General features: G+C 73.6%; 22 protein-coding genes. 4 read left to right on the forward strand and 18 right to left on the reverse strand.

The window, feature by feature from the left end:
* Positions 1-165 precede the first annotated feature (165 nt).
* Complete coding sequence (locus BJ981_RS08705; protein WP_184609706.1) at positions 166-1,278, forward strand: histidinol-phosphate transaminase; 1,113 nt, start codon at positions 166-168, stop codon at positions 1,276-1,278.
* Positions 1,279-1,353: 75 nt separating this feature from the next.
* Here BJ981_RS08705 and BJ981_RS08710 read toward each other — a convergent pair whose 3' ends face one another.
* The 4 genes from BJ981_RS08710 to pdhA all read right to left on the reverse strand — a co-directional run bounded on the left by BJ981_RS08710 (position 1,354) and on the right by pdhA (position 6,521).
* A complete protein-coding gene (locus BJ981_RS08710) occupies positions 1,354-2,370 on the reverse strand; it encodes a ParB/RepB/Spo0J family partition protein (RefSeq protein WP_239139541.1) in 1,017 nt (338 codons plus the stop codon).
* A 643-nt stretch (positions 2,371-3,013) separates the two neighbouring features.
* Positions 3,014-4,378: a dihydrolipoamide acetyltransferase family protein gene (locus BJ981_RS08715; RefSeq protein WP_184609710.1), complete on the reverse strand. Its 1,365-nt coding sequence runs from the start codon at positions 4,376-4,378 to the stop codon at positions 3,014-3,016.
* Positions 4,375-5,400 carry an alpha-ketoacid dehydrogenase subunit beta gene (locus BJ981_RS08720; RefSeq protein ID WP_184609712.1) on the reverse strand — a complete coding sequence of 342 codons (1,026 nt, stop codon included), beginning with the start codon at positions 5,398-5,400 and terminating at the stop codon, positions 4,375-4,377. Before BJ981_RS08720 ends, BJ981_RS08715 begins: the two co-directional genes overlap by 4 nt.
* Positions 5,397-6,521: a pyruvate dehydrogenase (acetyl-transferring) E1 component subunit alpha gene (pdhA, locus tag BJ981_RS08725; protein WP_184609714.1), complete on the reverse strand. Its 1,125-nt coding sequence runs from the start codon at positions 6,519-6,521 to the stop codon at positions 5,397-5,399. The genes BJ981_RS08720 and pdhA overlap by 4 nt, the downstream gene beginning before the upstream one ends.
* Before the next feature lie 112 nt (positions 6,522-6,633).
* Here pdhA and BJ981_RS08730 point away from each other — a divergent pair, with 112 nt between their 5' ends.
* Positions 6,634-7,158, forward strand: coding sequence for an Lrp/AsnC family transcriptional regulator (locus tag BJ981_RS08730; protein WP_184609716.1), 525 nt, complete (start codon positions 6,634-6,636; stop codon positions 7,156-7,158).
* Between the two features lie 37 nt (positions 7,159-7,195).
* Here BJ981_RS08730 and BJ981_RS08735 read toward each other — a convergent pair whose 3' ends face one another.
* Positions 7,196-7,477: a sulfurtransferase TusA family protein gene (locus tag BJ981_RS08735; RefSeq protein ID WP_184609718.1), complete on the reverse strand. Its 282-nt coding sequence runs from the start codon at positions 7,475-7,477 to the stop codon at positions 7,196-7,198.
* Positions 7,478-7,616: 139 nt separating this feature from the next.
* Complete coding sequence (locus BJ981_RS08740; protein ID WP_184609720.1) at positions 7,617-8,555, reverse strand: GlxA family transcriptional regulator; 939 nt, start codon at positions 8,553-8,555, stop codon at positions 7,617-7,619.
* A 185-nt stretch (positions 8,556-8,740) separates the two neighbouring features.
* Between BJ981_RS08740 and BJ981_RS08745 the strand changes: the two genes are divergently transcribed.
* Complete coding sequence (locus BJ981_RS08745) at positions 8,741-9,145, forward strand: DUF6010 family protein (protein WP_184609721.1); 405 nt, start codon at positions 8,741-8,743, stop codon at positions 9,143-9,145.
* 10 nt (positions 9,146-9,155) lie between these two features.
* Here BJ981_RS08745 and BJ981_RS08750 read toward each other — a convergent pair whose 3' ends face one another.
* The 9 genes from BJ981_RS08750 to BJ981_RS08790 form a co-directional block, all read right to left on the reverse strand.
* Complete coding sequence (locus BJ981_RS08750; protein ID WP_184609723.1) at positions 9,156-10,310, reverse strand: glycoside hydrolase family 113 protein; 1,155 nt, start codon at positions 10,308-10,310, stop codon at positions 9,156-9,158.
* Between the two features lie 143 nt (positions 10,311-10,453).
* Entirely contained in the window at positions 10,454-11,269 is an 816-nt protein-coding gene (locus BJ981_RS08755; RefSeq protein ID WP_184609725.1) for an IclR family transcriptional regulator domain-containing protein, read from the reverse strand.
* A gap of 180 nt (positions 11,270-11,449) precedes the next feature.
* Positions 11,450-12,508: an amidohydrolase family protein gene (locus tag BJ981_RS08760; RefSeq protein WP_184609727.1), complete on the reverse strand. Its 1,059-nt coding sequence runs from the start codon at positions 12,506-12,508 to the stop codon at positions 11,450-11,452.
* 36 nt (positions 12,509-12,544) lie between these two features.
* The gene (locus BJ981_RS08765; RefSeq protein WP_184609729.1) at positions 12,545-13,174 is read right to left on the reverse strand and encodes a hypothetical protein; all 630 of its coding nucleotides are present in this window, start codon (positions 13,172-13,174) and stop codon (positions 12,545-12,547) included.
* Positions 13,152-13,937 carry an ABC transporter ATP-binding protein gene (locus BJ981_RS08770; RefSeq protein ID WP_184609731.1) on the reverse strand — a complete coding sequence of 262 codons (786 nt, stop codon included), beginning with the start codon at positions 13,935-13,937 and terminating at the stop codon, positions 13,152-13,154. Before BJ981_RS08770 ends, BJ981_RS08765 begins: the two co-directional genes overlap by 23 nt.
* A complete protein-coding gene (locus BJ981_RS08775) occupies positions 13,934-14,725 on the reverse strand; it encodes an ABC transporter ATP-binding protein (RefSeq protein WP_204070529.1) in 792 nt (263 codons plus the stop codon). Before BJ981_RS08775 ends, BJ981_RS08770 begins: the two co-directional genes overlap by 4 nt.
* Positions 14,722-16,728, reverse strand: a complete 2,007-nt coding sequence (locus tag BJ981_RS08780; RefSeq protein ID WP_184609733.1) for an ABC transporter permease — start codon at positions 16,726-16,728, stop codon at positions 14,722-14,724. Before BJ981_RS08780 ends, BJ981_RS08775 begins: the two co-directional genes overlap by 4 nt.
* Before the next feature lie 88 nt (positions 16,729-16,816).
* A complete protein-coding gene (locus BJ981_RS08785) occupies positions 16,817-18,145 on the reverse strand; it encodes an ABC transporter substrate-binding protein (protein ID WP_184609735.1) in 1,329 nt (442 codons plus the stop codon).
* Positions 18,142-19,374, reverse strand: a complete 1,233-nt coding sequence (locus tag BJ981_RS08790; RefSeq protein ID WP_184609737.1) for an FAD-dependent oxidoreductase — start codon at positions 19,372-19,374, stop codon at positions 18,142-18,144. The genes BJ981_RS08785 and BJ981_RS08790 overlap by 4 nt, the downstream gene beginning before the upstream one ends.
* Positions 19,375-19,630: 256 nt before the next feature.
* On the opposite strand from BJ981_RS08790, the gene BJ981_RS08795 reads away from it, so the two are divergent.
* The gene (locus BJ981_RS08795) at positions 19,631-20,383 is read left to right on the forward strand and encodes an IclR family transcriptional regulator (RefSeq protein WP_184609739.1); all 753 of its coding nucleotides are present in this window, start codon (positions 19,631-19,633) and stop codon (positions 20,381-20,383) included.
* A gap of 16 nt (positions 20,384-20,399) precedes the next feature.
* Here BJ981_RS08795 and BJ981_RS08800 read toward each other — a convergent pair whose 3' ends face one another.
* Genes BJ981_RS08800 through BJ981_RS08810 form a run of 3 tightly spaced genes read right to left on the reverse strand, consistent with a single transcriptional unit; the run spans position 20,400 to position 23,875 of the window.
* A complete protein-coding gene (locus BJ981_RS08800) occupies positions 20,400-21,296 on the reverse strand; it encodes a hydroxyquinol 1,2-dioxygenase (RefSeq protein ID WP_184609741.1) in 897 nt (298 codons plus the stop codon).
* Positions 21,293-22,351: a maleylacetate reductase gene (locus BJ981_RS08805; protein WP_184609744.1), complete on the reverse strand. Its 1,059-nt coding sequence runs from the start codon at positions 22,349-22,351 to the stop codon at positions 21,293-21,295. Before BJ981_RS08805 ends, BJ981_RS08800 begins: the two co-directional genes overlap by 4 nt.
* A 30-nt stretch (positions 22,352-22,381) precedes the next feature.
* On the reverse strand, positions 22,382-23,875 hold the full coding sequence (locus BJ981_RS08810; protein WP_184609745.1) for a CoA-acylating methylmalonate-semialdehyde dehydrogenase: 1,494 nt from the start codon (positions 23,873-23,875) through the stop codon (positions 22,382-22,384).
* Positions 23,876-23,882 lie beyond the last annotated feature (7 nt).

Raw genomic sequence — 23,882 nt, forward strand, 5'->3', positions numbered from 1 at the left:
GCCATCGTCAGGCCTGCGCCGCCGTCCAATCAAGTAATCGCACGCCGCGATAAGAAACACGGCGGTCATCACGTGGGTGAGGCGTCCGCCGTTCACGGCGCGCTGTCGCCGTCTCGGCGCGTTGGCTACCGTCGGAACCGACTCGATCGCGGATACGGAGGATTCATGGGAAAGCCGCGCTTCCGCTCTATATTCGATGGTCTGCCCGCCTATGAACCGTCGCGAGCCGTTCGGTCGGCGACGGGCGATTCTCACCTTCTCGCGGCGAACGAGTCCCCGCACCGGCCGCTCCCCGACATCGTCGCGGCGATCACCGAGGCGGCGGAGACGATCAACCGCTACCCCGATTTCGGCGGGACGGAGCTGACCGCGCGGATCGCGCGGGCGCACGGCGTCACCGAGGACCGGGTGGCGATCGGCGCCGGTTCCGTCGCCCTGCTCCAGATGCTCCTCCAGGCCGTCGCCGACGCCGACGCCGAGGTCATGTACGCGTGGCGGTCGTTCGAGCTGTATCCGGTCCTCGCCGACCTCGCCGGCGTCCGCGGCGTCCGGATCCCGCTGGTGGACGAGCGCCACGACCTGAACGCCATGGCCGAGCGCGTCGGGGACGACACCCGGCTCGTCCTGGTCTGCAACCCGAACAACCCGACCGGCACCCTGCTCGGCCACGACGACCTGCGCGCGTTCGCCGACCGGGTGCCCGCGGACCGCCTGATCGCGGTGGACGAGGCCTACTTCGAGTACGTGCGCCAGCCGGGGGCGCGCAGCGCGATCGCCCTGACCGCCGACCGCCCGAACCTCGTCGTGCTACGCACCTTCTCCAAGGCCTACGGGCTCGCGGGCCTGCGCGTCGGGTATCTCGTGGGCCCGCCCTACGTCGTCGCCCGGCTGCGCAAGGCCTACCTCCCCTATTCGGTGAGCGCCGTGGCGCAGGCGGCGGCGCTGGCGGCGCTGGGGCGGCAGAAGGAGCTGTTCTCCCAGGTCGACGAGGTGGTCGCCGAACGGGCGCGGGTGCGCGGGGAACTGACCGCGACGGGGTGGGCCGTGCCGCGGAGCGAGTCCAACTTCCTGTGGCTGCGCATGGGCGCCGCCAGTGGCGAGTTCGGCGACCGGTGCGGCGACGCGGGGGTCGCGGTGCGGGTGTTCCCCGGAGAGGGGCTGCGGGTCTCGATCGGAACCCCCGCCGACAACGACGCGTTCCTGGCCGCGGCGGCGGCCTGGCGGGCGAAGACCAGGTCACCGGCCGCGGACGGCCCCGCGACGGTGTCCAACTGCTGACATCGGCAGTTGGACACCGTCAGGTCGTCCAACCGCGGACCTCGGCGGTCGGACACCGTCGGACCGCGTGCCGTGTCACGCGCTCGGCTGGCTCGCCGCCTGACTGCTGACCTGCTCGGCCAGCCGGGCCCAGTCCTCGGCGCACGATTTGGCGAGCTTGGCCACCTGCTGCACCCGGTGGCTCGGCACGGCGCGCAGGATGTCGTCCCACTCCCGGACCGCCACCTGGGACAGCTCCAGCCAGCGCAGCAGCAGCCGGCCCCCCGCCGAGAAGCGCAACGACGGGTCCCGGCGCAACGCGTGGACGAGGGCCACCTGCTCGTCGTGGGACGCCAGCCCGTTCGGGATCCGCCCGACGACCCGGCCCGGCTGCGCGCGCGCGTGGCCGTCGTCGTGCCGCGGGCGGCCGCCACCGCCGGACCGGGTGCGACGGCTCTGCGGCACCGGGTCCTCGCCCCGCTCCACCCGGTTCCGCACGTCGCGCACGGTCTCCGGCGAGATCCCCGCGATCTTCGCGATCTCCCGCAGCGACGCGTCCGGCCGCTCGGCGACCAGCCAGCCGGCGAGCTTGCGGCCGCTGGCCGCGTCGACCGGCCGCGCGCGCCCGTCGCGCCCGAGCCGCACCTCTCCCGCCCTCCGCAGGGAGTCGCTCGCCGACCGGATCTCGGCCACCGTCTTGGGCGACAGCCCGACGACGGCGGCGATCCGCCGGTCGGACCAGTCCGGGTGGGAGTTCATGATCCTCGCGGCGGCGGTCCGGCGCTCGGCCGCGGACAGCGGCAGCCCGTGCCTGACGTTCTCCTCGACCGCCCTGACGAACGCGCTCTCCTCGCTGCCCTCGAAGAACCTGACCTCGACGGTGTCCCTGCCGACCAGTTGCGCGGCGTGCAGCCGGTGCATGCCGTCGATGACCCGCATGGTGCTCCGATGCACGATTATGGGGGGCAGTTCCTCGACCACCTCCATCAGCCGCCGGGCATGCGCGACGTCCACCCCTGTTAATCGTGGACCGTCCCCGACCGCCAGCAGCTCGATGGGTACCGAATGAATATTGCTTTTATCCGCTCCCTCGCCCGATCTGAGCTCGCTCAACGTCGCTCCTCCCCCGTCGACCATCTGCGTGGAAACGTCAGGCCACCTCCCGGCGTGTGGCGCACGAGAAGAACACCCCTCGCGATCGGTTCGTCTTCGCGCGCCGAAATCGTCTATCGAGTTGGCGTCCGGGAATCATTGAACTCAGGGGTTCGACCCCCATCGTTCAATGGCAGCCGTGACGAAGACGAGCGCCCTCCACCGCGTGGGCCCCGTACCGTTGAATTCGAATGACGCCCCGCAGAGAGGGCAGTACCCGCGGCGTGTCAGCGACCGTGCCGCGGCACCTCAATGTGCGCTCGTCGCCCTCGATCAGGGACCGGCTCCGAAACCGAGGCGGGAATCGGGAGGCCATTCACGAGTCGCACTCACATTGTCGTCGGCCTTTGCTCGAAGACCGGGCCGAAGCTGCCTGCACGACTGCGGGGCCGACGCTGCATGACAACTCCGATCGTCTCACGAAGGCACGCGGAACGGTTGTTAGTCGTTGATCAGCAAGATCTGATTATTGCCGAGTGTCCGGATGACTACAACCGCGACTGGACACCTTTAGGGTTGGTCAGGATGCCGGCCGTCACCGGCTTTGGTGCGACCGCTTTGGGCGCCCGGGCCGCCGTCGTGACACCACCGCGCGCCGCGGCCCTCACAGGTTGGCGACCAGCACTTCCGGGCGTTCGACGCAGTCGGCGACGAAGCGGAGGAACCCCCCGGCGACGCCGCCGTCGCAGACCCGGTGGTCGAACGTGAACGATATCTGCGCGACCTTGCGGAGCCGTATCTCGCCCTCGTGCGCCCACGGCCGGTCGATGATCCGTCCGACGCCGAGCATGGCCGCCTCGGGGTGATTGATGATCGGTGTGGAGCCGTCCACCCCGAAGACGCCGTAGTTGTTGAGGGTGAACGTCCCTCCGGTGAGCTGCCGCGGCGTGAGGGCGCCCGCGCGGGCCTGCTCCGTGCGCTCCCGCAGCCGGGCGGCGAGCTCGGTGAGGGTGAGCCGGTGCGCGTCGTGCACGACCGGGACGACCAGCCCCCGGTCGGTCTGCGCGGCGAAGCCCAGGTTGATCCGGGGCAGCCGCACGATCTCCTCGCGCTCGGTGTCCACGTAGGCGTTGAGCTCGGGGAACTCCCGCAGGCCCGCCACGCAGATCCGGGCGAACAGCGCGAGCATCCCCACCCGCGCGTCCGGGCGGGCCCGTCCGATGCCGGCCTTCAGCTCCACCAGGGCGGAGGCGTCGACGTCGACCCAGGTCGTCGCGTCGGGGATCTCGCGCCTGCTCCGGGCGAGCTTCTCGGCGACGGCCCGCCGCACCCCCCGCAGCGGGACCCGCACCGGCTCCCCCGCCTCCTCCAGCACCGAGGGCCCGGCCTGCGCCGGCACCACCGCGCGCCCGGCCCGGGCGGGAGCCGCGGCGTCCGGCGCGACCCGCGCGGACGCCGCGGCGTCGACGTCGCGGCGGAGCACGACGCCGCCGGGACCGCTGGGGGTCAGCGTGGCGAGGTCGACGAGACGCTCGCGCGCCAGACGGCGCACCACCGGCGAGATGACCCGCGGCACCTCCGGCCGCGCCGGCACGCCGGCCGGCGTGGCGGATCCGGACGACGCAGGCGATGTGGCACCAGACGACGCGGGCGGCGCGGGCGGCGCGGCCTTGGCGAGGCGCGCGGCGCGGCGGCGGGAGCGGCGCGCCGCGCCGGTGCCGTAGCCGACGAGCACGTTGCCCGAGCCCGCGCGTTCCTCTTCCCGGTACCGCTCGTCGGCGGCCGTCACCGCGATGAGCGGCTCGCCCACGCCGACGACCGCCCCCGGCTCGCCGTACAGCCGCGCCACCGTCCCGGCGACCGGGACCGGCACCTCGACGGCGGCCTTGGCCGTCTCGACCTCGACGACGATCTGATCGACGGTGACGACGTCGCCGACGGCGACCCGCCAGTCCAGGATCTCGGCCTCCGTCAGCCCTTCCCCGAGGTCGGGCAGCCGGAAGATCTGCTCCGTGCCGGACGCGTTCACGCCGCGCCCCCGGCGAGGAGGTGGCGGGTGTCCGGCTCGTCGTCGCGCTGCAGGCGGTCCAGCGCGTCCAGGATCCGGTCGACGCCCGGCAGGTGGTGGTGCTCCAGCATCGGCGGCGGGTAGGGGATGTCGAACCCGGTCACGCGCAGCACCGGCGCGAGCAGGCTGTGGAAGCAGCGTTCCTGCACCCGCGCGGCGATCTCGGCGCCGACGCCGGCGAATCCGGCGGCCTCGCTCAGCACCACGCACCGGCCGGTGCGGCGCACCGACGCGACGACGGTCCCGTCGTCGAAGGGCACGATCGTGCGCAGGTCGAGGACCTCCAGGTCCCAGCCCTCGTCCGCCGCGGCCTCCGCCGCCTCCAGGGCCACCGGCACGGTGGGCCCGTAGGCGACCACGGTCGCGTCCGCGCCGGGGCGGCGGATCGCGGCGCGTCCGAACGGCTCGGTGCGCGCCGGCAGGGCGACGTCCGCCTTGGACCAGTACAGCTTCTTGGGCTCCAGGAAGATCACCGGGTCGGGGTCGTCGATCGCCTCGCGCAGCAGCGAGTACGCGTCCGCCACCGTGGCCGGGGTGACGACCTTCAGCCCCGGCGTGTGCGCGTAGTACCCCTCGCTGGAGTCGCAGTGGTGCTCGACGCCGCCGATCCCGCCGGCGTAGGGGATCCGGATGACGATCGGCAGCGCGACCCGGCCGCGGGTGCGGTTGCGCATCTTGGCGACGTGCGAGGCGATCTGCTCGAAGGCCGGGTAGGCGAACGCGTCGAACTGCATCTCGACCACGGGCCGGAAGCCGCCCATGGCCATCCCGACGGCGAAGCCGACGATCCCGGACTCGGCGAGCGGCGTGTCGAAGCAGCGGTCCTCGCCGAACTTCGCGGTCAGGCCGTCGGTGACGCGGAAGACGCCGCCGAGCGGGCCGACGTCCTCGCCGAAGACCAGGACGCGTTCGTCGCCGTCCAGGGCGTCCCGCAGCGCGGCGTTGAGCGCCTGCGCCATCGTCGTACCGGCCGGCGGCGTCATACCGGCACCTCCTCGGCGTGGAGCTCGGCCTGGAGCTCGGACCGCAGGAGCGCGCGCTGCTCGGCCAGTTGCGGCGTCGGCTCGCGGTAGACGTGGGCGAACAGGTCGAGCGGGGCGAGGTCGGGATCGGCGTTCATGCCGGCGCGCAGCCGCGCGGCGACCTCCTCGGCCTCGGCGGCGATCGCGGCCGCCTCCTCGTCGCCGAGCCGCCCGAGCCCGCGCAGGTACGCCTCCAGCCGGGCGATCGGGTCGCGCCGCCGCCACCGCTCGGTCTCCGCGTCCGCGCGGTAGCGGGTGGCGTCGTCGGCGTTGGTGTGCGGCTCCATACGGTAGGTGTGCGCCTCGACGAGGAACGGCCCGCCGCCCGAGCGCGCGTGCGCGACGGCGGCGCCCAGCACGGCGAGCACCGCCACGGCGTCGTTCCCGTCCACCTGCTCCGACCGCACGCCGTACCCGATGCCCTTGTAGGCAAGGGCGGGCGCCGCGGTCTGCCGCTCCAGCGGCACCGAGATGGCGTACCGGTTGTTCTGCACCAGGAACACCACCGGCGCGTGGAACACGGCGGCGAAGTTCAGCGCCTCGTGGAAGTCGCCCTCGCTGGTCGCGCCGTCGCCGACGAAGGCGAGCGCGACCCGGCCGCTGCCCTTGCGCCGTTCGGCGTAGGCCAGGCCGGCGGCGTGCACGGTCTGGGTGGCGAGCGGCGTGCACTGCGGCGCGACGTGGTGGCGGTGCGGGTCGTAGCCGCAGTGGGCGTCGCCCCGCAGCAGCGAGAGCACCTCGACCGGGGGGATGCCGCGGGTCACCAGCGCGACCGACTCCCGGTAGGTGGGGAAGAGCCAGTCGCCGTCGTCGAGGGCGAGCACGGCGCCGACCTGGCAGGCCTCCTGCCCTCGGCTGGAGGGGTAGACGGCGAGGCGGCCCTGCTTGGTGAGCGCGGTGGCCTGGGCGTCGAACCGGCGTCCCACGACCATCCGCCGGTAGGCCCGCAGGAGCAGGTCCGGGTCGGGTTCCGGATAGGGGTGAGGACCGCGCGCGGGCGTGCCGCCGTCGGTCAGGAAGCGGATCGGTCGCTCCGAGGGAAGCAGCGGCCGTGGGCGGCCGTCCCGGTGTCGCTCCGTCATACGGGCACCGACCTCCTTGCTCGGCCATCTGAGTAGGAATATGAGCCAATTCCGCCATATGTCTCAATAGCTGGGATAAAGTCGGGATATTTGGCTCTGAGAGGCGGTCCCGATGGACCATCTGTCGTTCCCCGCGTTGCCGGACGCCGACCCCACGGGACGATCGGCGGCGCTCGACGACGTCGACCACGCGATCCTGCGCGAGCTGAGCGCCGACGGGCGCATGTCGATGCGCGCCCTCGCCGAACGCGTGCGCGTCTCCCGGTCCAACGTCTACGCGCGGGTCGAGCGCTTGGTCGAGGACGGCGTCATCACCGGCTTCACCGCCCGCGTCGATCCGGCACGCGCCGGGCTGGGCCTCACCGCCTACGTCCTGGTCACCATCGACCAGAACGCGTGGCGGTCGGTGTCCGGCATGCTGTGCGACGTGCCCTACGTCCAGCACGTGGCGTTCGTCGGAGGCGACGTGGACCTCATCATGCTGGTGCGCGCGCCCGGCACCGCCGCGCTGCGCGACATCGTCCTCGCCAGGATCCACGCGGTCGAAGGCGTCCGCTCCACCCGCACCTGGCTGGTCTTCGAGGAGCAGGCCGGCCCGCTCGCCCCCGGCGGAACGGCGACGCACGACGCCGTCTGAGCCGCGAGCGCGCGCGGGTGCGCCGGAGGTGACGGAGTCAGGACCCGCTGAGGCGCCAGGGGGATCGTGGTTGGGTGGGGCGGGCGTCGGTCCGGACCTGGAGGGCGTAGGTGGGACGTTCGGCGGCGGGCACCGGGCCGAGGTAGGCGTGACCGGTCAGATGGCACCAGGCCGGCAGGTCGATCGGCGCGGCCGGGTCGGTGGCGATCAGGTGCACGACGGTGCCCGCGGGCAGCTCCTCGACCAGGCGGCGCAGCTCGATCAGGAGCTGGACGCAGCGGCGGTCGCCGCCGTCCATCACCACGGGCTCGGCGGTCATGCCGCCGCCTCGGTCGCCAGGCGGCGCGGCCAACGACGTTCCGATCTCACCACAGACCTCCGACAATCCGTGGAACAGCGTAGAAGACGGCGGGTGACCGTACCGAAGGGGGCCCGCGGGAACCGTCGCCGCGGGCGACTCAGCGGAACGCGCGCCGGTAGCCGTGCGGGCTCACGCCCGTGACCCGCTTGAAGCGGTCCCGGAACGCGGTGGACGAGGTGAAGCCGACCTCGGCGCCGATGCGCTCGACGGTGTGGTCGGTGGTCTCCAGCAGGTGCTGGGCCTGGCGGACCCGGGCCCGGTGCAGCCAGCGCAGCGGGGTCGTGCCGGTCTGCTCGCGGAAGCGGCGCAGCAGCGTGCGGGGGCTCATTCCCGCGTGGGCGGCGATGTCGGCGAGCGTCAGTTCGCGGGCCAGGGACTCCTGCAGCCAGGCGAGCAGCGGCTCGAACGCGGAACCCCGGGTCATGGGCGAGAGCGGCTGGACGATGAACTGGGCCTGCCCGCCTTCCCGCTCCAGCGGCATCACCGACAGCCGGGCGGCGTCGGCCGCCACGGCCGAGCCGTGGTCGCGGCGGATCAGGTGCAGGCACAGGTCCAGCCCGGCGGCGGCGCCCGCCGAGGTGAGGATCTGCCCGTTGTCGACGTAGAGGACGTCGGGATCCACCTCGACGTCCGGGTACGCGGCGGCCAGCCGGCCGGCCGCGGCCCAGTGGGTGGTGGCGCGCAGGCCGTTGAGCAGCCCCGTGGCGGCCAGCGGGAAGGTGCCCGAGCAGATGGAGGCGATACGGACGCCACGGGCGGCGGCGGCCCTGAGCGCGTGGCGGACCTCCGGTGACGGCGGGGCCGCCGGGTTCGCGGTGCCCGGCACGATGATCGTCCCGGCGTCCGCCAGACCGTCCAGCCCCCACGGGGCGCGCAACGTGAACGCGCCCGCGTCCACCTCCGGCCGCTCGGCGCAGACGCGCACCTGATAGCCGGGACGACCGTCCGCGAGCCTCGTGCGGGTGAAGACCTCGATCGGCGTGGACAGGTCGAAGGGGATCACCTGGTCGAGCGCGAGCACGGCGACGATGTGCATGCCCGAAAGCTATCCGCCACCGCCGGCCGGGCGTATGGCGGTATCCCGTTGACAGGTGTCGGAAACGCCACTGGGACGGGCCCGGCGGCCCGGCTAGCGTCGGTGGCGCTCTCCGGCCTGGACGGAGGAACCCGGTCCGTACACATCCGCGTCGGCACGCGACGCACGGGGGTAATGAAATGATCTTGACTGTCGTCCCGCCGGCCCTGATCGGCCTGCTCTACGCCGCCGGGATGTCACTGATCCGGGAGCCGCACCGGCGCCGGTTCAACGCCGTCATGGTGGCGGGGGCCGGAGCCGCCTACCTCAGCGGCGGCGGCCTGGGCGGCTGGGAGTTCGCCTTCACCGCCGCCGTCACCTACTGCGCCTACCGCGGGCTGGAGTCGTGGACGTTCATCGGCGTCGGCTGGCTGCTGCACACCGCCTGGGACGTCGTGCATCACCTCAACGGCAACCCGATCATCCCGTTCGCCCTTGACTCCTCCCTCGGGTGCGCGATCTGCGATCCGGTCATCGCCCTGTGGTGCCTGGCCGGTGGGCCCTCGCTCGTGGACGTCGCCCGCCGCCGGGTACCCGGTCTCCGGAGCTAGCCGGCTCGCTTCAGCGGGCGCCGGCCGCACGGGCGAAGTGCCGGGCCACGGTGTGGAAGGACTCCTTCGGCGCCCAGTGCCAGGACGGCGTGGGGGCGTCCTCGGTCTTCCATATCGCCTTGGTCAGGCTGTAACTCGCCATGTCGAGGTCGTGGCGCCGCTCCCGGCGGTGCGGCGCGTCCGGGGTGACGAACTGGTACACCATCGCCGCGTGCAGGTTCATCCGCTCGAACACCTCCAGCACCTGGGCCAGGTAACGGGCCTGGACGTGTTCGCTGCGCCTGAGGTCTCCCCGGATCTCCGGCTTGGGCTCGCCGTAGTCGACGACGTCCCACCCCATGCCGCCGGCTTCGGGCGCGCCCGCGAAGGTGCAGGTGCCGCACTCGGTGACGGCGACCGGCCTGCCCCACTTCCGGTACCGCGCCAGCTCCTTGACGTACCCGGACGGGTCGGCGAAGTAGGAGTAGTAGTTGACGCCGACGATGTCGAACAGGCGCCAGTCCACGGTGTCGCCGTGCCCGGCGCCGTAGGTGAGCGGGCCGGTGAAGACCCGGCGTCCGGTCCTGGCCGCCTCGGCGATGAAGCGGTCGAGGAGCCGCTGCGCCTTCTCGGGGTCCCAGTTCCCCTTGATCATGTTCTGGACGCGCTCGACCGCGTCGTCACCGGGGACGATGCCGGGCACGAACAGCACGAACTCGCAGCCGACGATCAGGTGCACCCGAGCGCCCTGGCGGCGCAGCCGCTCGGCCTGCCTGCCGGTCTCGGCAATGTGGTCGAGGATCTCGCGTTCGGGACGGTCGGCCAGGCGCGGCTGGAGCCACACGTGCATGCCCTGCCCGGCCGCCTCGGCGGCGGTGGCCGTCATGCGTTCGACACCGGTGCCGAAGACCACGACCGAGTTGGCGTGCAGCCGGTGCCTGATCGCCCGCATGTCGGCCCGCATGCGGGCGCGGTCCCAGCCGGTGTGCGGCGTCTCGCCGTCCAGGCACTCGTACATCACCCCCCGGTAGGTCAGCCCGCGCCGGGGTGACGCCGATTCCCGGGGCGCGGTGGCGGGGGCTCCGGCCGCCGGCTCCGCCGCCAGGAGCGTCCCGGCCGCCGCCGTGGCGCCGACCGCCGCCGCCCCGGCGAGGAAGCGTCCCCTGCTGATCGCCTTGTTCCGCATTCGCGTGCTCCAACCGCCGTCGTCTGGTCCTCTCCAGGCTCCGGCCGAGCGCCCGCGATGATCAATCGTTCCTCGGTCTACCTGCCATGACGAAAGTAGGAACCCGCGCCGGGAAAAGCACCTGCTCGGCCCCCTTCGTGCGGCTATCGGCGCGGGGCCGGGGTGATGACGGCCTGGGGGGCGGCGTGGATGAGTTCGTAGTCGCGGCTGATCGCGCTCGCCGTCCTGAGGAGGAGCGGGAGCAGTTCGTCGATCAGTCGCCGGTGGTCCACCTCGGCGGTGATGGCCGTGATGTTGACCGCCGCGATGGTCCGGCCGTCGCCGTCACGCAGGGGAGCCGCGACGGAGCGGACGCCGGCCGCCACCTCCTCGTCCGTCGAGGCCCAGCCGCGGGCGCGGATCTCGCGGAGCTCGGCCTCCAGTTCGCCGGCGGTCTTCGCCCGGCGGGGGATGATCGCCGAGCGGGTCGGGGTGTCGAGGGCGGCGCGCAGCGCGTCGGCGTCGAGGGCGGCGAGCAGCACCTTGCCGAGGGCCGTGCTGGCGGCCGGCAGCCGGCTGCCCACGTCGACGCGGACGGAGACGACCTTGGGGACCTCGACACGAGCGACGTAGAGGATGTCGGATCCGTCGAGCTGTGCGATGGAGGCGGCCTGGTCGCTGCGGGCGACCAGGTCGCTCAGGTGCGGGTGCGCGACCTCCCAGAGCCCGGTGGACAGCGTGTAGGCCATGCCGAGTTCGAGCACACGGGGGGTGAGGACCACGCCGTCGGAGGTCTGCCGGACGTACCCGAGGTGTTCCAGGGTGAGGATGATGCGGCGCGCGGTCGGCCGGGCCAGGCCGGTGGCGGTCGCGATGTCGGTGAGGGACATCGGCACGCGCCGTGAACCGAAGCACGTGAGCACGTCGAGTCCACGGGCCAGCGCCTCGATGAAGTCGGGGCCGGCGTTGTCGCGTGGCATCTGGGTCCTTTCGTCGGGCTTCGCAGGAAAGGTTAGCGGGGTGGCCCCGCGCTGCCCGACAGTCGGCCCGCTCAGCGGCCTGGCGTCCGATTTCTCCGCCCTTCGCTCTCACCTCCTTGGCTGGTCACGGGAGAGGTCATGCTTCTAGTGATCACACTTGGCGGATCGCCCCCGCCCGTCTCATGATTCCGGCCGCCCAGCGGCCACATGACCGCCATGCGACGGGTCCGCCGTGCCGACGGGCGAGACGGCCGGTCGCGTCCGCTGGACGGCGGGGGTCATACGCCGTGCGGCTCTCGGGAAGAGCTCCGCCGCGCGCCGCAGAACGCCGTCGGCCTCCTCGGCGGAGAGGGCGCCGCACTGGGTGAGACCGCGCAGGTCGGCCTCGGCGGACTCCTCGGTCGTACACGGGGCGCCCCAGTCGCTGCCGTACACGATGTGGCCGACGCCCACGGTGGCCACCGCGGGGAGCAGCGACTGCGTGGCGGCGGTCCCCGCCGTGTCGACGTAGAGCGTCGAGACCTGCGCGTCGATCTCGTCCGCCGTCACCCCCTGGGGCACCCACGCCTCGTCGCCCAGGAGACGGAGCCGTCCGGTCAGCGCCGGGAAGGCGCCGCCGCAGTGGGCGATGACGAAGGTGATGTTCGGGTACCGGGTGAACGTCCTGCGGAACACCATGTCGAAGACGGTCCTGGCGGTCTCGAAGGCCACCTCGTACAACGGCGCGGGGTGGTCCAGCACCGGGGGACGGCGGGCGTCCGGGTGGACGAAGACCACCGCTCCCCAGTCGTCGAGCCGCGCCCACAACGGCGCGAGCGAGGCGTCGCCCAGGTGGACGCCGTTGTAGTTCGCCGTGACCGCGAAGCCGTCGGCGTCCAGGTGCTCACGCGCCCGCTCCGCCTCCCGGACGGCGGCGGCCGGGTCGTCGGTGGGCAGCGCGGCCAGGAGGCCGAACCGGGACGGATGGTCCGCCACGAGCCGCGCACCGTAGTCGTTGGAGGCGCGCACGGCGGGCTCCGTGCCCGGGATGTTGCTCAGCATCTGCATGGCGGTCCCGGACGCGTCCATGTGGGCCAGCGTCCGCTCCAGGGACCATTCGTAGGGCTCCGGGAAGTAGATGCCCCGTCCGAGCATGGCCTGCCACGCCCGGACGCGCTCCTCCTTCGTGCTCGGCGGGGCGAAGTGCGCATGGACGTCGATGTGTCCACCGGCGGTCGTCCGGCCTCGCGTGGCCGTCATGGGCGTTCTCACCTTTCTCTCGCACTCTTGTGGGCGCTACGCGCGCGGCGGGCGGACGCCGGTGAACAGGGCGAGGCCCTCCTCGATCTCCGTGAGCGGGCTGCGCGCCAGGCTCGGCGCCAGCAGCGCCCGCGCCTCGGCCGGCGAGGTCAGCGCCGACGGGTCCACCTCGTCCACGCGCCAACTGCCGCTGTCGTCGTAGATGTACTCACCGGCGAGCCGCCCCTCGCGGTAGGGCCACATGGCGGCGAAGTGGTGCGAGACCTGGTAGGTCCCCGAGGGCTCCACGTCCTCGCCGGCGAGCGCCGGATCCGTGCCCGGCACCACCTGGGCGAAGACGGCCTCGATGAAGACGCCGTGGTCGGAGACGGCCACCTGCTCCTCCAGCGCGCCGAACACGTTGGCGCCCTCGGAGACGATGCCCGCGTAGAAGCGGCGCACCTCGTCCATGCCGTCGAGGACCATGGTCCTGCCCCGCTCGGTGATCCGGTAGACCGGGTGGTCCACCGTCATGACCGGCGTGAGGATGTCCTCCCAGTGGCCGGACACCTCCAGCACCGCGTGCCGGCGGTAGTTCTTCAGCATGTGCCGGTGCCTCGGGTTCTCGACGACCGCGAGCGCGGCGTCGACACCTACCGTGATGTCACGGACGTCGAACACCTTCATCGTTCTCTCCTTCATCAGTGACGGTCGCGGCGGCGGATCCGCCGGCGACCCCCGGCGCGGGCGCCGGGTCCTCCCCGAGGTAGGCGCTGGTCAGCTCGTCGATCCTGGGCCTCATCTCGCCGGTGGTCCCCGAGGCCACCACCCTCCCTCCGGCCATGACATGGACACGATCGACCCACCGGAGCGCCAGATGGACGTGCTGCTCGACGATGACGACCCCGCATCCCCGCTCGGCCGCGACGCGGCGCAGCACCGGGAAGAAGGCGCTGACGACCAGCGGCGCGAGGCCCAGGCTCATCTCGTCCACGATCAGCAGGCTCGGGTCGCGGCACAGGGCCCGCGCGAGCGCGAGCATCTGCTGCTCACCGCCGGACAGCGCCGCGACCCTGCGGCCGCCGAGCCCGCGCAGCGCCGGGAAGTACTCCAGCACCCACTCCGCCGATCTCCGCCCGCCCGCGGCGAGGCCGAGGGTCTCGTCCACGGTGAGCGAGGGGAACAGCGACCGGTCCTCCGGGACGTGCTGGATGCCCGCCCGTGCCCGGTGCGCGGGCGGCAGCCCGCCGACCGGCCTGCCGTCCAGCCGGATCTCGCCCTGGTAGGTGCGCACCAGGCCGGAGATCGCCAGAAGCGTCGTGGTCTTCCCCGCGCCGTTGGCGCCGAGCAGGGCCACCAGCTCACCGCGCTCGACCGAGAGGCCGACGTCGCGCACGACGGGCACGGACCCGTATCCGGCCGTCAGGCCCTTCACTTCCAGCAGGCTCACCGCGCCCCCTCGGCCGGCCGGCTCGGCTGGAGCCCGCCCTCGTCCGCTGTCCCCGGGTCGTCGGCGCCGAGATAGGCCGCGATGACCCGGGGGTCGTTCCGCACGTCACGGGGCGGGCCGCAGGCGATGACCGCCCCGAAGTCCAGGACGTACACCCGGTCGCAGATCCCGAGGACCAGCGGCATGTCGTGATCGACGAGGACGACCGACGTGCCCGAGGCGACGACGTCGCGCAGGATCTCGCCCAGGAGGCCGCGTTCACGCCCGTCGAGCCCGGCGGCGGGTTCGTCCATCAGCAGCAGCTTGGGGTCGCCGGCCAGCGCGCGGGCGACGCCGACCAGGACGCGCTGCCCGTGCGACAGCTCGCCGGGCATCCGGCCGGCCAGCCGCCCGATGCCCAGGCGTCCGAGCACGTCGTGATCGTCCCGCCGGCCGTCCGAGCGGCGACGGGCGGCCCCGGACCGGCGGGGAACCGCCATGCGGACGTTCTCGGCGACGGTCAGGTCCTCGAAGAGCTGCAGCGTCTGCCACGTCCGTGCCAGCCCCATGCGCGCACGCTCCGACGGCCGGCGACGCCGGATGTCGTGGCCGTCGAACGTGAGGGAGCCGCTCGTGGGGGAGGCGAAGCCGGTGATCGCGTCGAGCAGCGTGCTCTTCCCCGCGCCGTTCGGGCCGATCACACCGACCAGTTCCGCGGGCATGATCTCGACGTCCACCTCACGCAGCGCCCGCACGCCGCCGTAGTGCAGCGAGACCGCCGCGGCGCGCAGAAGCGGGCCGGCCGTCACGACTCCCCCATCGCCGCGCCGCCGCGCCGCCAGTGCCGCAGGAGCGCCGCACGCGGGCGGCGCGCCGCGCCGGCGACGCTCACGGCGACGCCGTCCGGCGATCCGATGACGGTCAGGATCACCGCGAGTCCCGCGAACAGAGGCTGATAGTCGGGGCCTATCCCGAACCACGTCGTCACGGCGTGGAACAGCAGCCCCTGCGCGACCAGCAGGCCACCGACGAGCGCGCCGCCGACCGTGCCGACCCCGCCGAGCACGGCGACGGCGAAGAAGGCGATCGAGGTCAGCGGCCCGAAGCGGTCGGCGCTGACGCCCGCGAAGTTGTAGCCGTACAGCACCCCGGCGGTGCCCGCGAGAAGGCCGCCTATCGCGAAGGCGGCGGTCTTGACGGCGCCGACGTTCACGCCGGCCGCCGCGGCGGCGGCCTCGCTCGACCGGACGGCGAGCATCCGCGCGCCGAGGGGCGAGCGCCGCACCCTGACCACGAGCAGCGCGCATCCGAGCAGGACGGCGAAGACGACGAGGCCGAACCCGCCGCTGGGCGACTCCGTCCCCCAGAACGAGTGGGCCGGGGAGATCTCCATGCCGAAGACCGTGATCGGCGTGACGTTCGCGGGCCGCAGTCCGCTCCCCCACTGCGGGTTGCCGAACCAGAACCGCTGGGCGGCCACGCCGCCGGCGAGCGTCAGCACCGCGAGCTGGAGCCCGCGCACCCGGCGGGCCGGCAGCGAGAACAGCAGGCTCGTCGCCACCGCCGCCGCGACGCCGGCGATCGGCGGCAGCGGGAACGGCAGGTGCGCGTCGGTACCCGCCGCGGCGGTCACGTATCCGGCGGCCCCGGCCACGGCCATCTGGGCGAAGGAGATCTGGCCCACGAAGCCGGTCGTGACGACGACCGACAGGCAGAGCACGGCGCCGAGCATGCTGTTGATGAGCGCCTGGCGCCAGTCGAACGGAAGGCCCGCCAGGGCGGCGACGACGACCACGGTGCCCGCGACGGCGGCGGCGCCGGCGCGCCGGGGCCGGGGCGCGCGGGGCATCGCGGGCGGAGCCGCCGTCAGCCGGTCGGGCAGCGCGCGTCCCCTGAGGTAGAGCGCGACGGCGAGCACGAGGAAGGGCACCAGCTCGGTGACGCCGGGCAGCGGTACGCCGTCGACCTGCGGGAACCACGACTGTCCCTGGAAGAGGGCGATCAGCGAGGTGACGATCCCGAGCCCGAACGCCGTGGCGACGGTGACGCCGAACGACGTGAAGCCCCCGAGCAGGGCCGCGGTCAGCACCGGGACGACCAGCAGCGTGAAGGTCACCGGGTGAAGCTGGGTCGTGGGCGCCGCGAGCATGCCGAACAGCCCGCCGAGCACGCTCGCGATCACCCAGTTGGCGCACTCGAGGCGGGCGGTGGACAGTCCGAGGAGCACCGCGCCCTTCCCGCTGTCGGCGGCCGCCCGGGTCGCGATCCCGAACCGGGTGTGGCGGTAGAGCGCCCACAGCAGCGCCGTCGCCGCGACCACGAGCCCGGCCAGCAGCAGGCGGTCCTCGGGTATCGACACGCCGAGCAGGCCGACCGGTTCCTGGGGCAGGACGGCCGGCGCGGCGACCGGATCGGCTCCCCAGTGCAGGACGATCACCGCCTGCACCGTCAGCAGCACGCCCGACGACGCGACGATCTTGGCGAGCGGCCCGGCCTTCGCCAGCGGCCGGTAGACCAGCAGGTACTGCAGCACGCCGAGGCCAGCCGCCATGGCGAGGCCGATGGCCAGGGCGGGCAGGGCGCCGAGCGGTTCGCCGCCGGCCGTCAGCGGGATCGACGGCGGCAGCACCAGCGTCCCGGTCGTGCGCAGCTCGGAGTAGGTGTAGGCGGAGTAGGCCGCGGTGGCGCCCGCGGCGATGTTGATGACGCCGGACGAGCGGTACGTCACCACCATGCCGGTGGCGAGCCCGGCGATGAGCGCGCCGTGGCCGAGCCCGAGCAGCATGAAGGCGAGGATCTGTTCCGTGCTCATCCGCGGGCCCCCGGGGCACCGAGGGCGTACGGGTGGTGCGGTTTCGCGCCGGCGGCGAGGCCGGCCACGGCGAGAAGGCGGCGCGGGGTCATCGCGTGATGCCGATGCTCTGGGCGTCGACCTCGACCGAGCGCTCCCACCGGCCGCCGCCCTGGTACCGGGACAGGAAGACGGTGGTCGAGCAGAGCGACGGCAGGCCCTTCTCGGCGAGGAAGCCGCAGCTCATCCGGTCCGGGCCGAGGAACAGCGGTCCGTGGAACGCCTTCCACCAGCCGGAGACCGCCGCGGGCTCGGGGGTGGCGCCCAGCTCGTTGAGCATCTTCGTGTCCAGGATGATCGAGTCCCAGGCGTACGGCGCGAGGCCGCCCGCCTTCCCGCCGGGGGCGTAGGCGTTCATGACGCTCCGGTAGATCGCGGCCTGCCGGTCCGTCCCGGGCGACAGCACGTTGCGGGACTGTCCCACGTACGTCCACGCCGGCAGGTCGCCGCCGTTGGCCTGGCGCACGGAGTCGTCGGTGCAGAAGTCGAGGGCGATGACCGGCGCCTTGACGCCGAGCTGCCGCAGGGCGCGCGCGGTCGGGACGCAGCTCGGCGTATTGGAGATCCGCACCACCGCGTCGGCGTCGAGCGCGCCCGCCGACACGAGCGCGGAGGCGACGTCGGCGGAGCCCGTCTGGGTGGCGACCTGCTTGAACGAGACGCCGAGCTGCCCGAACGCCGCCGCGACCGACTTGGCGCCGAAGGACGAGCCGGGGTCGTCGCCGTCGTACACCACGGCGACCCGCTCGGCCTTGAGGACGTCGGCGACGTACTTGGCGATACCGCCCTGGATGCCGTACGAACCAGGCCAGGGCTGGTACACCCCCTTGGCGGCGACGTCCGTCGGGGAGGCCGGGGTCTGCCCGACGACCGCCTTCCGGCCGCTCAGGGTGTCGTAGACGGACACGGTGCCGACGGTCAGCAGGCTGAGCTGGACGACCTGGATCCGCGCGTCGCCGGCCATCCGTTGCGCGCAGTTCAGCGCCTCCTCCTGCGCCGAGACGACGACGCAGGGGACCAGCGCGAGGGGACGGCCACGGACGCCGCCCAGCTTCTCGTTCACGAACCTGACGGCCACCTCGGCCGCGGCCTGCGCCTCGGGGAAGCTCGGGATGCCGCCGTGCTGGGTGATGAAGCCGAGGTACACCGGCGGCTTGCCGGTGTCCGCGCTCCCCGGCGTGCCGCCGACGTAGGAGCTGAGCGCCTTCTGCGCTTCGCCAAGGCTCGGCAGCGCGGCCGTGCCGGCCGGCGCCGCGCTCGCCCCTGTCCGTGCGGCCGGTCCCGGGCCCGCGCAGCCGGTGATCCCCATGAGGATCCCGGCACCCGCCGCCGCGGCCGCGCGCAGGACACGACCGCGACCACGCGCGTTGTCGATCATTCGGTGACGCCTTTCCTGACATGGTCGTTCGACGTGAGCCCGATCGCGGGGTCGTGACCGTAGATCCATCCGTTGTGCGTCAGCGGGTCCTCGCCCGCGAACGACGCGTCCCTGGCCCGCTGGGCGGGCCCGTCGGGCAGATGGTTGGTCTCGGCCCTGTCGCGGCTCGCCCGCTGCAGCCGGGTGGCCCGGGGGCGGCGGATCTTCTCGTAGCGTTCGAGGGCGGCCCGTGGGTCCGCCCGCTGGTCGGCGAGGCAGTGCGCGAGCACCGCGGCGTCTTCGAGCGCCTGGGCCGCGCCCTGGGCGTAGAAGGGGAACATGGGGTGGGCCGCGTCGCCGATCAGCGCGACCGGGCCGTTGGTCCACCGCGGCAGCGGATCACGGTCCAGCAGGGCCCACTGGCCGGTGCGGTCCGCCGCCGCGAGCAGCGCGGTCAGCTCGGCCGACCATCCGGCGAACTCCGCGCGCAGGTCCTCGACCCGGCCCTCGGCCGACCAGGACTCGGTCGTCCAGTCACGCGCCGGTCCGAAGGCGACGATGTTGACCAGCGTGCCGCCGGATATCGGGTAGTGCACGAGGTGGTGGCCGGGGCCGAGCCAGAGCGTCTGGACCGGCCGCAGCGCGAACGCCGGGGCGCGGTGCGCCGGGACCAGGCAACGGTAGGCGCACATCCCCGAGAACCGCGGCGGCCCGGCCTGCCCCACGAACCGGCCGACGGTGGTGTGCACCCCGTCGGCGCCGATGACGACGTCGGCCTCCGCCTGTGATCCGTCGGCGAAGGTGATCTCGACGCCCCCGGGACGGTGCTCCAGCCCCACGACACGGCTGTCCAGCCGCAGCGCCGACTCCGGGCCCGCCGCCCTGACCACGTCGAGGAGATCGGCACGATGGGTGACATAGCACTGCTCGCCGTAACGGCGCTCGCACTCGTCGCCGAGCCGCTGCGAGAACAGCACCCGTCCGTCGGCCCAGCGCCGGAACTCCCAGCCGATCCGCAACGCGACCGCGCGCTCCCGCAGCCGCTCGAACTGGCCGAGGCGGCGCAGCAGCCGTACGGCGTTGGGCGAGACGACGAGCCCGGCGCCGACCTCGGCCAGTCGCCTGGCCTGCTCGTACACGGTCACCTGGATGCCCGCGCGGTCGAGGAACGCCGCGGCGGCGAGGCCGGCGATCCCCCCGCCGACCACGGCCACCCGCGGGCCCGGGGGCGGCTTGGCATTGATGCGCATTCACGTACTCCTGTCGGGGGGCGCCGCTAGGGGGTGCGGCGAGGGGACTCCGGTGCGCGAACGCGGACGTCCGGTGGGTGGCGGGAACGCCGGCCGCCGGGCCGTAGACTCACCGGCGGGTTGCCACCACGATCCGTGGCGGGCGCCGCGCGCCGCAGCAGGTTGTCCGCTGAACGGACCCCTTCCTGGTCCGCGCCACCCCGCGGGCCGCACAATGGCACCCAGGGCCACCGCCGACGCGAGCAGGTAACACGACATGGCCAACAGCAGCGACCGTGGCCGCACGGTCACGTCCCGGGCACTCGCGGTCCTCGGCTCCTTCACGCCGGCGCGGCCGGAGCTGACGCTCGCCCAGATCTGCCGGATCACCGGCCTGCGCCACGCCACCGCGCACCGGCTGGTCCGCGAGCTGGTCGACTGGGGGGCGCTGGAGCGCACGCCGCGCGGCCCGTACGTGATCGGCCTGCGGCTGTGGGAGCTCGGCACGCTCAACCCGCGTGGACTGCCGCTGCGCGTCCGCGCGATGCCCGTCATGGAGGACCTCCACGCCGCGACGCGGCAGCACGTGCAGCTCGCCGTGCTCGACGGCAACGAGGCCCTCGTCGTCGAACGGATCTCCGCGCCCGGCGCGGTGCCCGTGCGGTCCCAGGTCGGCGGGCGGCTCCCCCTGCACGCCTCCGCCGTGGGCAAGATGCTCCTGGCGCACGCGGGCGACGACCTGTTCGCCGAGGTGGTCAAGGAGGGCCTGGCCCGTTTCACCACGGCGACGGTCACCGACGAGGCCGTGCTGCGCCTGGCGCTGGCCGAGTCCCGGCGGACGGGGGTCGCCGTCGTGCGGGAAGAGATGAGCGCGGGCGCCTACTCGGTGGCGACGCCGATCACCGATGAGAAGGGGCACGTGGTCGCCGGGCTGTCCGTGGTGGGACCCGACCCGGCGATCCACCGGCTGGTGCCGGCCGTCGTGATGGCAGGCCGCGGCATCTCCCGCGGCCTGGTCCGGAGACCGTGAGAGCGCCCGGCCGCCGTCAGGTCTCCGCCGGCGCGAGAACGATGTCGAAGCGCGCCGTGGACCAGGTGCCGTCCACGGGCCTGCCGTCCGGCGTGGGCGTGCCGGCCGGCCGGCGGACGAATTCCTTGACCAGCGACTCCTTGACGCCGAAGACGCTGTCCTCGCCGAGCAGTTCGTCGCCGCGGACGAAGATGTGCGTCACGAGGCGCCGGCATCCCGCCGCGGTGACCATGAAGTGCAGGTGCGAGGCGCGCATCGGGGACCGGCCGGTCGCGGCGAGCAGCGCGCCGACCGGGCCGTCGTGCGGGATCGGGTACGGGGTCGGGGTGATCCCCCAGAACGCGTAGCGCCCGTCGCCGTCGGTGAACAGGTGGGCCCGGGCGGCCGTCCGCCCGTCGTCGTACTGGACGTCGTACCTGCCGTGCTCGTCGGCCTCCCACACCTCGATCCTGGCCCCGGGCACCGGCCGGCCCGCCGTGTCGGTGACGGTCCCTTCGACCCGGCACGGCTCGCCGGCCGCGCCGAAGGCGATGTCCCCGCCGATCGGCGCCTCCGGGCTGTCCTCGACGAAGAAGGGGCCGAAGACGGTGGCCTCGGTCGCGGCGCCGACGGCCTGGTTGTTGATCGTGATGATCTGCATCGAGGCGCCGAGGACGTCGGAGAGCAGGATGAACTCCTGCCGCTTGGGAGTGGTGATGTGGCCGGCGGCGGTGAGGAAGGCGATCGCCGCGGCCCACTCCTCCTCGGTGAGCCGCACCTCGCGCAGGAAGCCGTGGAGGTGGCGCACCAGCGCGCGCATCACCTCCTTGAGCCGGGGATCCTCGCAGGCGTCGAACGAGCTCAGCACCCGGTCGACCAGGGCGGTCTCCCGGCGTTCCTGCTCGGCGGAGAGACCGGCGGGCGGCGTGTTCACGGTGTTCCTCCTGTCCAGGCGGCGCGCAGGAGCGCCACCAGGTCGGGCCGGGTCACCGGCCGCGGGTTGGCGTACGGGTCGGCCAGCACCTCGTCGGCGACTCGGGCGAGGTCGCCCTCGGCGACGCCGAGCTCCCTGAGGCTCGTGGGCACGCCGAGCCGGGCCGTCAGGGCGGCGAGGCCGGCGGCCGCGTCGCCGGCGCCCAGGGACCGGCGCAACGCGGCGGCCGCGGCCGGCGCCGCCGGAAGGTTGTACGCGGCGACGTGCGGGAGCATGACGGCATGGGTCTCGGCGTGCGGAAGGTCCAGCATGCCGCCGAGGACGTGGCACAGCTTGTGGTGCAGGCCCATCGTCGTCGCGCCGAGGCAGGCCCCGCACAGCCAGGCCCCCCGCAGCGCCGCCGTCCGTCCCGCCCGGTCGCCGGGGTCGCGGGCGATGAGCGGCAGGGCGGTCGCGAGATCGCGCACGCCCTGCTCCGCCATCGCCGCGACCACCGGGGACCCGTCCGGGGCGTACAGGGCCTCGACGGCGTGGGCGACCGCGTTGAGCCCGCTGGTCAGCGAGACGGCGGCCGGGAGCGTCACGGTCAGGTCCGGGTCGTAGAGCACGGCGCGCGGCAGGACGACGGGGGCGCGCCCGGTCCGCTTGCGGGCGTTCTCGGTGAGTCCCCAGATCGGCGTCATCTCCGAACCGGCGTAGGTCGTGGGCAGCGCCAGCACGGGCAGCCCCCGCCGGAGGGCGAGGGCCTTGCCGAGGCCGATCGTCGACCCGCCGCCCGCGGCGACGCACCCGTCCACGGCCAGGCCGGCCGCGACCTGCTCCGCGGCGGCGACGGTCTCGACCGGCACGTGCATGCGTGCCCGGTCGAACACGCCCACGGCGCGCTCGCCGAGCAGCCCGGCCACCCGGTCGGCGAGCCCGCGCTGCTCGGGGGTGGACAGCACCAGCAGGCGCCGCGCCCCGATCCGTTCGGCCTCTTCCGGCAGCCGGGCCACGCTCCCCGCGCCGAACACGACCCGCATCGGCAGGGCCTCGTAGGTGAAGGCGTCCGTCATCGGTCTTCTCCCGTGCGCATGGTCCTCCGCTCAGTTGCTCGGAAAGTCGAATCCGGCCCCGGAGTCCTCCCGCGGCCGGGGCCACCGGGCCGTGACGACCTTGGCGCGGGTGTAGAAGGCGACGCCCTCGGGTCCGTGGACGTGCTTGTCCCCGAACAGGGACTCCTTCCACCCGCCGAACGAGTAGAACGCCATCGGGACCGGCACCGGGACGTTGATGCCGATCATGCCCACCTGGACGCCGCGCTGGAACCGGCGCGCCGACTCGCCGCTGGAGGTGAAGATCGCCGTGCCGTTGCCGTACGGGTTCGCGTTGATCAGCGCGATCGCCTCGTCCACGTCTCCGGCGCGAAGGACGCACAGCACCGGGCCGAAGATCTCCTCGCGGTAGACGTCCATGTCCCGCCGCACCTGGTCGATCAGGGTGGGGCCGAGGAAGAAGCCCTGCTCGTGTCCGGGCACGACGTGCTCGCGGCCGTCGAGCACGACCTGTCCGCCCTGCTCGGCCCCGGTGCCGATCAGGGCGGCGATCCGCTCCCGCGCCTCGCGGGTGACCACGGGACCCATCTCGCTGTCCGGGTGCGCGCCGGGCCCGACCCGCACCGCGCGTGCCCGCCGGGCGACCGCGTCGACCACCCGGTCGGCGCCCGGGCCGACCGCGACCGCCGCGGAGACGGCCATGCAGCGCTCCCCCGCGGAACCGTAGGCGCCGGCGACGAGATGGTCCGCCGCGAAACCGACGTCGGCGTCCGGCAGGACGATGGCGTGGTTCTTGGCCCCGCCGAGCGCCTGGACCCGCTTCCCCGCCGCCGAGGCGCGTTCGTGGACGTGGCGGGCGACGGGGGTGGAGCCGACGAAGGAGACGGCGGCGACCTCGGGCGCGTCGATGAGGGCGTCGACGGCGACCCTGTCCCCGTGCAGGACGTTGAAGACGCCGTCCGGCAGTCCGGCCTCGCGCCACAGCTCGGCCAGCAGCATCGACGCCGACGGGTCGCGCTCGCTGGGCTTGAGGACGAAGGTGTTGCCGCAGGCGATGGCGACCGGGAACATCCACATCGGCACCATGGCCGGGAAGTTGAACGGCGTGATCCCGGCGCACACCCCGATCGGCTCGCGGAACGACCAGGTGTCCACCCCCGTCGAGACCTGGTCGGAGTAGTCGCCCTTGAGCAGGGTCGGGATGCCGCAGGCGAACTCGACGACCTCCAGGCCGCGGCGCACCTCGCCGAGCGCGTCGGACAGCACCTTGCCGTGCTCGGCGGTGATCAGCTCGGCGAGCCGTTCGGCGTTGCGGTCGACCAGGTCCCGGAAGGCGAACAGCACCCGGGCGCGCCGCGTCAGCGACGTCTGGCTCCATCCGTCGTAGGCGGCCCTGGCGGCGTCCACCGCGGCGGCGGCGTCCCGCGGCGTCGCGAGGAGCACCTCGTGCCGCTGCCGGCCGGTGGCGGGATCGTAGACGGGGGCGGTTCGCGCGGAGTGCCCCGCGACGGCCTTACCGCCGATCCAGTGCTCGATGACGGCCATCTCTTCC

The organism is Sphaerisporangium krabiense (assembly GCF_014200435.1).
Classification (GTDB): Bacteria; Actinomycetota; Actinomycetes; order Streptosporangiales; family Streptosporangiaceae; genus Sphaerisporangium; species Sphaerisporangium krabiense.